Origin of the sequence: Streptomyces sp. NPDC058751, from assembly GCF_042746485.1 — a bacterium.
GTDB lineage: Bacteria > Actinomycetota > Actinomycetes > Streptomycetales > Streptomycetaceae > Streptomyces.
In genome coordinates this window covers 16,922-27,574 of the sequence record NZ_JBHYPZ010000057.1, presented here as the reverse complement: position 1 = coordinate 27,574, position 10,653 = coordinate 16,922, and the positions used below count along the sequence as shown (strand labels likewise).

Below are 10,653 nucleotides of genomic sequence, written 5' to 3'. Positions count from 1 at the left end.
CAAAGCCGCGCGCGCTTTTCTGCGCGTCCGTGTCTCTCTCCCTCTACACATTGGTTGGGCCCCCCCGGCTCTCCGCGCCGGGCCCCCCCCCGTCGCGCCCGCGGCGCCCCCCCCGCGGCGCTTTCGGGCCGGCTCGCGAGGGGTTCGGCGGCGGGGCCCGACGGGGCGCGGTGCGGTGGATCGGCCGCTCAGTCCTCGGTGCTGCGCACCTCGTGCTGGGCGAGGAGCCCGGTGAGTGTCAGCGTCAGGGTCGTAGTGACGACGTGGTCGAAACTCATCAGCAGCTTCCCGATGGCCGGGTCGGCCTCGTAGGCGGCTCGCAGCGCCTCGCTCGGGGTGCTGTGCGGCCAGGACGCGGCGGCGATCAGGATCGTGATCGCCGCGATGTGCAGAGCGTCGTCGGCATCCAGCTCCGGCAGCGCCCGGGTGACGATCCGTGCGATCTCGTCGGCGATGCCGAGGGTCGCCCGCTTGTGACGCAGCACGACCGCGGTCGACACGTTGCGCTCCAGGACCCCGGCCTGGGCGCTGAGCAGGTCGCACAGCACCGGGCGCGCCTGGAGCGTCGCGGCGATCGTCCTGGCGAGCCGCTCCGCCCGCGCGTCCGCGGAACCGGTCGTGACAGCTCCACTCGTCTCGGCGAGGGCGGCCAGCCAGCCGCGCATCTCGGCATCGAGGAGTTCGAGCAGCACCGCCTCGCGGGACTCGAAGTAGCGCAGCACGTTCGATTTCGCCAGACCCACACGGCGGCTCAGCTCATTGAGGCTGACCTCCGCGACCGGCATCTGCGTCAGCATTTCCGCGGCCGTTTCGAGGATGGCCGTCTTGCGCTGCTCGCGCTGCTCCTCGCTGCGCGCCCGTTGGAATTCCATGCCGCCCACAGTACAGACCACCCGTCTCTTAGGTTAAGGACCGCCGGTCTCTTGTGTACAGACCGATGGTGCTTTAACGTCGGACAAGAGAACAGACCACCAGTCTTTAAGGAATGGGCATGACCTACCAGGCACCCGACCAGACCGGGAAGCTCGCGATCGTCACGGGCGCGAACAGCGGCACCGGCAAGGAGGCCGCGCGCAAGCTCGCGGCAGCCGGGGCGAGGGTGATCATGGCGGTGCGGACCGTCGCCAAGGGCGACGGCGCCAGACGAGAGATCCTCGCCCGGCACCCGGGGGCGGACGTGGAGGTGCGCCGCATCGACCTGGCCGATCTCGCCACCGTGGAAGCCTTCGCCGACTCCGTCGTCCGCGACGGCTGGCCGGTGGACATCCTGCTGAACAACGCAGGCGTGATGTTCCCGCCCGTGCGGCACGAAACCACCGACGGTTTCGAGCTGCAGTTCGGCAGCAACTACCTCGGACCGTTCGCCCTCACCATCCGGCTGCTGCCGATCCTGCTGAAGGCGACGGCTCCTCGGGTGGTGACGATGTCCAGCGGCATGGCCGCCCGCGGCGCCATCGACTTCGACGACCTCAACTGGACGAAGTCCTACAACCCCACCGGCGCCTACGCGCGCTCCAAACTCGCCGACCTGCTGCTCAGCCAGCAGCTTGCCCGCGTCGCGACCGCGCAAGGCTGGAACCTGCTCTCGGTCGGCGCGCACCCCGGCAGCTCCGCCACCGGCCTCGCCGACGCCGGCCCGCGCATGGGAGGCAAACCGAGCCTGCTCTTCCGCGTCGCCGTGAAGGTCACCCCCACGCACTCCGCCGAGGCCGGTGCCGATCCGATGCTGTACGCGGCCACCGCGCCCGATGTGGTCCAGGGCGGCTACTACGGTCCCCGCTTCAACCTGGTGGGCGGCCCCGTCAAGGCGAACTTCACGGCGAAGGCCAAGGACCAGCAGGTCGCCGAACGCCTGTGGAGCGAGAGCGAGCGGCTCACCGGCGTCCGTGTCGCCGCATGACTGCGACAGCGAGGCCCAGGCCACCAACCCGGAGATCTTCGCCACCGCCGTCGCCGATCTCCCGCCCGACCACACCGCCGCCGGGGAGGACGCCCCGACGGTCCCGGCCCGGCGCAAGGCACGCCGCGAGTACGAGAACCGGGTCAGCGCACTCACGCCCTGATCATGATCGTTCTCACCGATAACCGCTGTACCGATGTTCCTCAAGGCCGTGCTCGGCCTCTTCAGGGTGAACCTCCTCCAACCTGTCAAATTTATTGACTGGCCTGCGCTACGGTGGGCGCATGACCGTACGCACCGGGAACTCCCCGGAGCTGATCGCGGGAGACCTCGCCGTCGCCATCCACCAGCGGTCCGTCCGTGACGGGGAACGGCTCCCGTCCCAGGCCAAGCTGGCGCGGTCCTACGGGGTGTCGTCGGGCACGGCCGCCGCCGCGCTGGCCCTGCTCGCCGCGGCCGGCCTGATCCGGACCGCGCCGGGCAGCGGTACGTACGCCACGTCCCGCCCGGACCCGTTCGAGCCGAATCCGGTCCTCGAGGTCATGGCGGCGGCCTCCATCTGCCGGACGCTCGCGGGCCTGACGTCCGGCCCCGCCGAGCCCGACCCGCCGACGCTTGCCGTCGGAGGGAGCCCGCACCGGGGGACGGTGCGGGAGGACGAGCAGACCCTGCCGCCGAGCCGTATCGACGTCGACGCTCTGGCCGTCCTCGACCGGCACGTGCTGCGCTGGATGAGCGAGGCGTTCCTGTCCGCCGCCCGCCGCCTGGTGGCGCACGGCGTGAGCGACGCGGACCGGCACCTGGTCGAGTCCGCCCGCGCCATCCTGCGCGACGGCGGCCGCCGCCCCGAAGGCCAACCCGCTGTCGCACTGTCGGACGGTCCACAGTCGGCCGACGAGGACGTCGTCCTGCGGATCTGGCCCGAACGCGCGGAGTCGCGCGACCCCCACGGGCCACTGTTCTAGACCCGCCCCACCGGCCCTTGCACCGGGCAAAACCGGGCGGCTGTCCACTGCAGGCGCCCGGCCGCCCACCCGCCAAGTCACCAGAGCGATCACTTGACCAGGAGGAGCGCCATCGTGGCCGTCACTCTTCGCCCGCATCAAGTCGAGGCGGTCGACGCGGTGCTGCACCGACTCTCCGAGCAGCCCGGTGCGGGCATCCCGTTCGAGGGGCTGCGCACGCAGGTCGTCGCCGCCACCGGCTCCGGCAAGACCCTGATCGGAGTGGCGGCGGCCGACCGTCTTTCCGCGCGGCGGGTGCTGGTCCTGGTGCCGACCCTGGACCTGCTCCTGCAGACGGCCGGCGCGTGGCGGGCGGGCGGCCGCCGCGGCGCGATGATCGGCGTGTGCTCGCTGCGCGGTGCGGACAGCCAGGGTGTGCCGTGCACGACGGATGCGGACGAGTTGGTCGCGTGGACGGCGGGGCCCGAGACCGTGACGGTGTTCGCGACGTACGCGTCGGTCGGGATGGGCACGCTCCAGCGGGCGCATGCCGCGGGTCTGCCGGTGTGGGACCTGATGGTCGTGGACGAGGCGCACCGGGTCAGCGGGGATGGGCTGAAGCCGTGGGCCGCCGTGCACGATCAGACCCAGGTCCCGGCCGTGCGGCGCCTGTACATGACCGCCACGGCACGCGTGTGGGAGGCCGAAGGGGACCGCCCGCGGCTGGTCGCCTCCATGGACGAGGACTCGCCCGTCTTCGGGCCCGTGGCGTACAGGCTGAAGTTGTCCGAGGCGATCCGTCTTGGGCTGGTGGCGCCGTATCAGGTGCTGTGCCTGGACATCCGTGACCCCGCCCTGTACGCCGCGATGAGCACCGAGGCGAGCGGTTCCGACATCGTGCGCGGGGCGCGGCTGGCAGCCGTGCAGACCGGCTTGATGCGGGCGGCGGCGGAGGAGCGGTTCCGGCGGGTGCTCAGCTTCCACAGCAGGGTCGGTGAGGCGGAGGCCATGGCGGCCTCGGTGCCGGTGACGGCGGCCCGGCTCGCCGAGGACGCCCCGGAGGCGTTCCCGCCCGCCGGGCAGGTGTGGTCGGCGTGGCTGTACGGCGAGCACGCCCCCGCCCACCGCCGCCGCGTCCTGGAGGAGTTCGCCTCCGACTACCTCGGATCGGACTGTCTCGAAGGATCCGGCCTGGACGACACTGACGTGCGCGCCGAGTTGAGGGTGCTGTCGTCGGTCCGGGTGCTGGGCGAGGGCGTCGACACGGCCGAGTGCGACGCGGTCCTGTTCGCCGACGCCCGCGGCTCCATGGTCGACATCGTCCAGATGGTCGGGCGCGCCCTGCGAATGCGGCCAGGCGTCGGGAAACTCGCCACGCTGATCGTCCCGGTATTCCTCGGGGAGGACGAGGACGCCGACGACCTGCTCACCTCGAACGCCTACGGCACCCTCAGCAAGATCCTGACCGCGTTGCAGGCACACGACTCCGACACCATCGAGGCGCTCGCCGACCCGCGCGTACGCAACACCCGCCCACAGCCGGAAGAGGAGGACGACGGCCACGACCAGGACGGCGACCTGGAGGACGTCGTGCGGGTGGGTGCGGCGGCGGCCGGAGTGCTCCGGTTCAGCGAGGAACGCGACCCCGCCGCCCTCGCCCGGTTCGTGCGGCTGCGCATCATCGACCCCGAAGCCGCGTACTGGCGCCGCGGCATCGAGGTCGCCACCCGGTGGCTGCGCGAGACCGGCAGCACCGAGCTGCGCGTCCCGTACACGTACGTCTCACCGGAGGGCTGGGGCGCGGCCGGCGGGCATCCGCTGGGGGTGTGGATCGCGGACCAGCGCCGGTACTACACGGCCGGGACCCTGGAAGCCTCGCGCGTGCAGCAGCTGGAGGCGCTGGGGATGGTGTGGTCGGTCCAGGCGTCCGCGTGGGAGGCCGGCCTCGCCGTCGCCCGCGCCTATGCCCAAACACACTCCCACCTCCTCCCACCCGCCACCGCCGTCTTCGACGGCTACCCCATCGGCACCTTCATGAAGAACGCCCGCGCAGCAGCCAGGAAGGCGGCCGAGAACGCCGGGCGGCGGGAGATCGGGGAGACCGTCTCCTACGCCGGGGAACTCCCGGAATCCCGGGCGGAAGCGCTCGCCGACCTTGATCCAGGGTGGTGCCCGGCGTGGGAGATCGGCTGGCAGCGCTCGTACCGGCTCGTCCTCGCCCATGTGAAGGCGGGCGGCGCGCTCCCGGCCGGAGCAGGTGAACTCATCGTCCAGGGCGAGGACCTGGGCGTGTGGATCGCGGGGCAGCGGACCGGTTGGGACAGGCTCGTGCCCGCGCAGCAGTGGCTCCTGGAGTCGGTCGGGATCGAACCTCCGGCAGAGGACGAGCCGGTGCCGACCGCGTCCCGGTCGCAGGACGCCCGGTGGGCCGCGAACCTCGCCGCCGCCCGCCAGTTCCACGCCCGCGAAGGCCACCTGACCGTCCCCCGCAAGACGGTGGAGACCGTGGAAGGCGTCGAGCACAAACTCGGGGCCTGGCTCGACAACACCCGCCGCCGCGCCGCCAAGCTCAGCCCGCAACGCCGCGCCGAACTCGAACAGCTCGGCATGCGCTGGTAACCCCGCGAACGCATGTCACGGCCGCCCCGAGAACGTGCAGCGCGATCGGGGCACGGCCGGGTGTTTCATGAGCGACCACCCATGAAACACGCTCACATCAGCCTGTTGGGCGGCGGGCGGCGGGCGTCAGCCTTCCGGGTGTCCGTCGTAGACGCGGATTTTGTACTCGGTGGCCTCCAGCGCCAGGCCGAGCTCACGGATCTGCCGCGTGATTCGGTCTTGCTGGTCGAGCATGATGCGGCGGCGTTCCGGGATGGTGCCCGGGCCCTGCTCGACGAGCAGGATGTAGCGCTTGAGATCGGCCATGGTCATGCCGGACAGGCGCATCCGGGTGAGGAAGACGAGGCGGCGCAGGTCGAACGCGGAGTACTCGCGGTACCCGGAGGCGTTGCGAGCGGGCCGCACGAGTCCCTCCTGCTCGTAGTACCGGAGGGTGTGCGTCGACAGGCCGACGAGCCGGGCGGCCTCGGCGACACTCTTGGGCATCGCCGAGGCCTCGATCGTGGCGTCGATCGTGGCGTCGTCGAGCAGTTCGTGCAGCGCATCGATCGCCGACGAGGACGGCCCGTTGCTGGCAGCGAGGATGCGTTCGATCAGCGCTTCAGTGGCCATGGCCCACAGCGTACGGTGATCAGAACGCGCGCACCGCGGGCGGCATGCCCGGGAAGTCCGCCGACTCGCTGACAGGCGCCCATTTCTCGACGTCGTCGAGAGCACCACGGTAGACGCGGGTGAGATTGCGGACCGCCTCGGCACCGAGCGGGAGCCGGAGCGGCGCGTCGGGGGTGTCGAGCATGTCGCGGATCACCCGGGCGGCGCGTGCCGGGTCGCCCTCCTGGATGCCGTCGGCCTCGGCCATGTTCGCACGCACGGCACCGACGGCCTCGTCGTAGACCGAGCTCTGCTGCGCCGTGTTGAGCACGTCGGCTGCGTTGAACGCGGTGCGGAAGCGACTGGGCTCGACGATCAGGACGCGGATGCCGAACGGTGCGACCTCGCCCGCGAGCGCCTCCGACCAGCCCTCGAGCGCGAACTTGCCGGCCGAGTAGCTGCCGACGGCGGGGAACGACATCCGCCCGCCCTGGCTGCTCATCTGCACGATCGCACCCGAGCGACGCTCGCGCAGGTGGGGCAGCACGGCACGCACATAGGCGGCCGGGCCGAACAGATGCTGCTCGAGCATGGCCCGCAGCGCGGCATCCGTGATCTCTTCGGCGGCGCCGACCTGTCCGGCACCGGCATTGTTGACGAGCACGTCGACGCGCCCGAACACCTCCAGCGCCCGCTGCACGACCGCGGCAGCTCCCGCCGTGTCACGCACATCGTGCTCGATGACGAGGAGCCGATCCCCGTACCGCGCCTTGAGCCCGTCGAACCGGTCGGCCCGTCGCGCGGTTCCGGTCACATGCTCGCCGGCCGCGAGTGCCGCCTCGGCGAGCGCCAGGCCGAGGCCCGAACTCGCGCCCGTGATGATCCATGTCTTCGTCTCGTTCGTCGTGGTCATGACCTCGACGCTAAAGCTTCGAGCGCGCTTGAAAGCAAGCCGCGCTCAGGCTCGGAAGGCAGCCTCAGACGGTCTGCTGGCGGGAAGATCCATCGAGCAGGTGCGGGTCACTCCCGAACGGCCGATGGCCGTTTTTCAAGCAGCGCCATCAGGGCAGGGTGCGCAGGAGTTGGCGGAGGGCGCGGTGCAGGGCCAGGCGACGGGCGACGCCGGGGGCTGCGTAGGCGGTGACGACGGGGACGGCCACGGCGGTGAACGTGGTGAGCGGGCCGATCCAGCAGGACATCAGCAGCACGCCGCCACTCAGGAGCAGGACGGTGACGGCGTGCTCGTCACCTTCGAACGGGCGCCCAGCCGCCGCTTCCACCTGGTCGTCGGCGCCGACGGGACGCACTCCGCCGTCCGCCGGCTCGCCTTCGGAGCGGAGGAACGGTTCGTCCGCTTCAAGGATCACTACTTCGCCTTCGCCGATGCCGACGCCTCCCTCGGCGAGGTCCGCTGGGTGACGATGTTCAACACCCCGGGCCGCATGGCCGGGATCTACCGTTCCGGGAATCACGCCCAGGCCAAGGCCTACTTCATGTTCCACTCCGCGCCGCTGGAGTACGACCACAAAGACGTCGCGGAGCACAAACGCCTGATCAGCAAGCGGTTCGCCGGAGACAGGTCATGGCGGATCCGGGAACTCCTCGGCTCGGCCCTCGCCGACCCGGAGTTCCACTTCGACGCCCTGGGCCAGGTCAGGACGGGCTCCTGGCACAACGGCCGCGTCGCGCTGGTCGGGGACTCCGCCTGGTGCGCGTCCCCCGCGTCGGGCGCCGGCGCGGAACCGGCGCCCGCAGGCGAAGAACGCCGCCTCCCTGCCGGACTGCTCCCGGCCCCGGCAGCCGTAGACCGCCGTCGCATCCCGCCACCGGCACACATGCCCGGCCCGATGCCCCTTTCCCGAACCCGTGCAGCCCCGAGGAGGGCCCGTGCGAACACTGCTCGGCACCCCGGACACCCCCGCAGAGGCACGACCCGGCCAAGCACCGGACCCGGCGACAGCAGACGATGAAGCACACGTGGTTCGCCGGCAGGGGATGCCCGCCGTCAGTTCGTCTCCGGCCCGAACCGGCGCTTGTACGCCGACGGTGTGATGCCGGTCTCGCGGCGCATCAGCGCGCGCAGATTGGCAGCGGTGCCAAGCCCGCTGCGTCGCGCGACCACCTCGAAGCGGGACTCACCTCGCTCGATCAACCGGCACGCCAGGGCAAGCCGTTCCCCCGTCAGCCACGCCAGCGGTGTCGTGCCCAGTTGCGCCTGGAAGCGGCGATGCAGCGTCGCCGGACTGACCGCCGCGCACGCCGCGAGGCCGGACACGGTGAGCGGTGAGTCCAGCCGTTCCTGGGCCCAGGCCAGAACAGGCGCCAAGGACTCGCCCGGCAGGTCGGGCATGGGACGCTCCACGAACTGCCGCTGCCCACCGTCCCGGTGCGCCGCGAAGACCAGCCGCCGGCTCACGGAGTTGGCGACCTCCGCGCCGTAGTCGCGGCGGACCACATGCAGCCCGAGATCGAGCGCAGCTGCACTGCCTGCCGCGGTGAGGATGTCACCGTCATCCACGAACAGCACGTCTGCTTCGAGCTGGACAGAGGGGAAGCGGGCCCGGAAGGAATCCGCCCACTGCCAGTGCGCGGTGGCCCGGCGCCCGTCGAGGACTCCGGCCTCAGCCAGTGTGAAGGCGCCGCTGCAGAAGCCGACCAGGCGCGCACCGCGGGCGTGTGCCCGGCGGACGGCATCGAGCACCGCGGGACGGCGGGGCACTTCGGTGTCCGGCCGGTTGGGGACGATCAAGGTGTCCGCCGAGTCGGCCGCTTCCAGGCCGGCGACTCCCGTGAGCGTGAAGAATCCGTCACGCATCAGGATGCGGGGCTCCGGGGAGCAGAGCCTGAAGTCGTAGAGATCACGGCCGATCTCCGGTCTGCGCAGACCGAAGACCTCGGTCGCGCAGCCGAGCTCGAAGGGGTTCGAGTTCTCGTCCACGATCACGACGACCCGGTGTACGCCCGCCGCGTGAGCTGCGTGCGAGGATTCTTTCGCCATGTGCAATTCCTAGCACTCACGGCGGTCAGGCGAAACGGCTCAGGATGATCACATGAGCAGCGAACCCATCCCCCTCAGCAAGGCTCTGGCCTCCTTCGATGCCTTGTGGAGCCCCCGCATAGTCACGCGCGTCAACGACTATGACGTCCGCATCGCCAAGGTCGAGGGCGAACACATCTGGCACGTCCACGACGACACCGACGAGTTCTTCCTAGTACTCGACGGCGAGCTGCGCATCTGCCTGCGCGAGCCCGACGGGGAGCGCACGGTCCTGCTCCCCCAGGGGGCGGTCTTCACCGTTCCCCGAGGCACAGAGCACAAGCCGTACGCTCCGTCCGGTGCCGCGATCCTCATGTTCGAGCCCACCGGGACACCGACCGTGGGCGATCGCCACGACGAGATCCCAGAGCACGTCGACTCGACGACCGGACACGCACTCAGCACCTGACCCGGCAGGCTCCGGACACGCCACCGCCCATGGCGTCAGCCCACCGTGGCCAGCCTCCGGAACCGTGATCCGCTCCCGGGTGGTGGTCGACCAGGCCACCAGTCAGGCGATGGAAACCAGCACTCCGCCCGCGACTGCGAGGAAGAAAAAGAGCTGGACGAAGCGGTGTTCACGCCATGCGACCCTGCTCATGTTCACGAGTCGGTTGCTCAGGACGGGCATGACGCCGGGGCGGTCAGGACGGCCTTGGCGGCCAGCCGGAGATTCCTGATCATCGGATTCGGGTCGCCCTTGCGGCTGACCAGGACGACCCGGCTGGGGGGAGCGCCCTCGATGGGGACGGTGACGAGGTCGGGACGCAGTGAGCTACGCCGATCGCCGACCGGTAGCACGGCGATCGCCCTGCCACTCGCGACGAGTTCGAGCTTGTCCTCGTAACTCTCGATCAGCGGCACATCGGCCCCGAGGATCCGGTAGGAGGTCCAGTCCGCGGTCTCGAACGCGCACGGCGCCGCCTCCTCGCCGGCCAGTTCTTCCACGGTCACCGACGCGCGGGCGGCCAGGGGATGGCCGCGCGGGACCACGAGCATCCGGGGCTCCTCGTACAGCGGGGTGGTGGACACGTCGTCGGCGGCGAAGGGCAGCGGGACCCGTGCGATCAGGGCGTCGACGCGCTTGTCGGACAGTGCCCCGACGTCGCGGCAGTTCAGATGCCGGGTGGCGATCTCGGCGTCGGGGTGACGGCGGCGCAGTTCCCGTACGGCGGCAGTGATCACCAGGTCTTCGACGTAGCCGATGGCGATTCGTTCGGTCTGGGTTTGTTCACGCACGGCCAGCTCGGCCTGGCGGGCGGCCTGCAGCAGGTCTTGGGCCCGGGGGAGGAATGTCTGGCCGGCCGGAGTGAGCCGGGTGCCCTGGGGGGTGCGGTCCAGCAGTCGTGTGCCGAGATATTTCTCGAGCCGTTGGATCTGGCGGCTCAGCGCCGGCTGGGCCACGTGCAGGTCGGCGGCGGCCCGGCCGAAGTGCTGGTGCGCCGCCACCACGGTGAAGTAGCGCACGAGCCGCAGTTCCAGGTCCTGTCCGAGATCGTTCACCCTTGCAGGATATGCGTCATGCCGTTTCGGAATGATCGGGTTGCCGAACCGGTCTTGGA

12 protein-coding genes are annotated in these 10,653 nt (G+C 70.8%); 6 read left to right on the top strand and 6 right to left on the bottom strand.

Translation table 11 applies throughout. The features are described from left to right. Window positions 1-188 precede the first annotated feature (188 nt). Window positions 189-872, bottom strand: a complete 684-nt coding sequence (locus ACFW6B_RS36420) for a TetR/AcrR family transcriptional regulator (protein WP_386603245.1) — start codon at window positions 870-872, stop codon at window positions 189-191. Between the two features lie 119 nt (window positions 873-991). On the opposite strand from ACFW6B_RS36420, the gene ACFW6B_RS36415 reads away from it, so the two are divergent. The 4 genes from ACFW6B_RS36415 to ACFW6B_RS36400 all read left to right on the top strand — a co-directional run bounded on the left by ACFW6B_RS36415 (window position 992) and on the right by ACFW6B_RS36400 (window position 5,463). Further along, window positions 992-1,900, top strand: coding sequence for an SDR family oxidoreductase (locus tag ACFW6B_RS36415; RefSeq protein ID WP_386603243.1), 909 nt, complete (start codon window positions 992-994; stop codon window positions 1,898-1,900). Then, window positions 1,887-2,063, top strand: coding sequence for a hypothetical protein (locus ACFW6B_RS36410; protein ID WP_386603242.1), 177 nt, complete (start codon window positions 1,887-1,889; stop codon window positions 2,061-2,063). Before ACFW6B_RS36415 ends, ACFW6B_RS36410 begins: the two co-directional genes overlap by 14 nt. 121 nt (window positions 2,064-2,184) lie before the next feature. Further along, window positions 2,185-2,865 (top strand): GntR family transcriptional regulator, encoded by a 681-nt coding sequence (locus ACFW6B_RS36405; protein WP_386603240.1) that lies wholly within the window; start codon window positions 2,185-2,187, stop codon window positions 2,863-2,865. A gap of 114 nt (window positions 2,866-2,979) precedes the next feature. Further along, entirely contained in the window at window positions 2,980-5,463 is a 2,484-nt protein-coding gene (locus ACFW6B_RS36400) for a Helicase associated domain protein (protein ID WP_386603238.1), read from the top strand. Window positions 5,464-5,589: 126 nt separating this feature from the next. On the opposite strand, the gene ACFW6B_RS36395 is transcribed toward ACFW6B_RS36400, so the two are convergent. From ACFW6B_RS36395 to ACFW6B_RS36385, 3 genes are all read right to left on the bottom strand, one after another. Next, window positions 5,590-6,075 (bottom strand): MerR family transcriptional regulator, encoded by a 486-nt coding sequence (locus tag ACFW6B_RS36395; protein ID WP_386603235.1) that lies wholly within the window; start codon window positions 6,073-6,075, stop codon window positions 5,590-5,592. Between the two features lie 19 nt (window positions 6,076-6,094). Next, window positions 6,095-6,967 (bottom strand): SDR family NAD(P)-dependent oxidoreductase, encoded by an 873-nt coding sequence (locus ACFW6B_RS36390; RefSeq protein WP_386603233.1) that lies wholly within the window; start codon window positions 6,965-6,967, stop codon window positions 6,095-6,097. A gap of 148 nt (window positions 6,968-7,115) precedes the next feature. Beyond that, on the bottom strand, window positions 7,116-7,262 hold the full coding sequence (locus ACFW6B_RS36385; RefSeq protein ID WP_386603230.1) for a hypothetical protein: 147 nt from the start codon (window positions 7,260-7,262) through the stop codon (window positions 7,116-7,118). 30 nt (window positions 7,263-7,292) lie between these two features. Here ACFW6B_RS36385 and ACFW6B_RS36380 point away from each other — a divergent pair, with 30 nt between their 5' ends. Next, a complete protein-coding gene (locus tag ACFW6B_RS36380) occupies window positions 7,293-8,024 on the top strand; it encodes an FAD-dependent monooxygenase (RefSeq protein WP_386603227.1) in 732 nt (243 codons plus the stop codon). Window positions 8,025-8,059: 35 nt separating this feature from the next. On the opposite strand, the gene ACFW6B_RS36375 is transcribed toward ACFW6B_RS36380, so the two are convergent. Continuing rightward, window positions 8,060-9,052, bottom strand: a complete 993-nt coding sequence (locus ACFW6B_RS36375) for a helix-turn-helix domain-containing protein (RefSeq protein WP_386603225.1) — start codon at window positions 9,050-9,052, stop codon at window positions 8,060-8,062. A 52-nt stretch (window positions 9,053-9,104) separates the two neighbouring features. Here ACFW6B_RS36375 and ACFW6B_RS36370 point away from each other — a divergent pair, with 52 nt between their 5' ends. Further along, entirely contained in the window at window positions 9,105-9,500 is a 396-nt protein-coding gene (locus ACFW6B_RS36370) for a cupin domain-containing protein (RefSeq protein WP_386603222.1), read from the top strand. A gap of 209 nt (window positions 9,501-9,709) precedes the next feature. On the opposite strand, the gene ACFW6B_RS36365 is transcribed toward ACFW6B_RS36370, so the two are convergent. Beyond that, window positions 9,710-10,594 carry a LysR family transcriptional regulator gene (locus tag ACFW6B_RS36365; RefSeq protein ID WP_386603220.1) on the bottom strand — a complete coding sequence of 295 codons (885 nt, stop codon included), beginning with the start codon at window positions 10,592-10,594 and terminating at the stop codon, window positions 9,710-9,712. Between the last annotated feature and the right edge of the window lie 59 nt (window positions 10,595-10,653).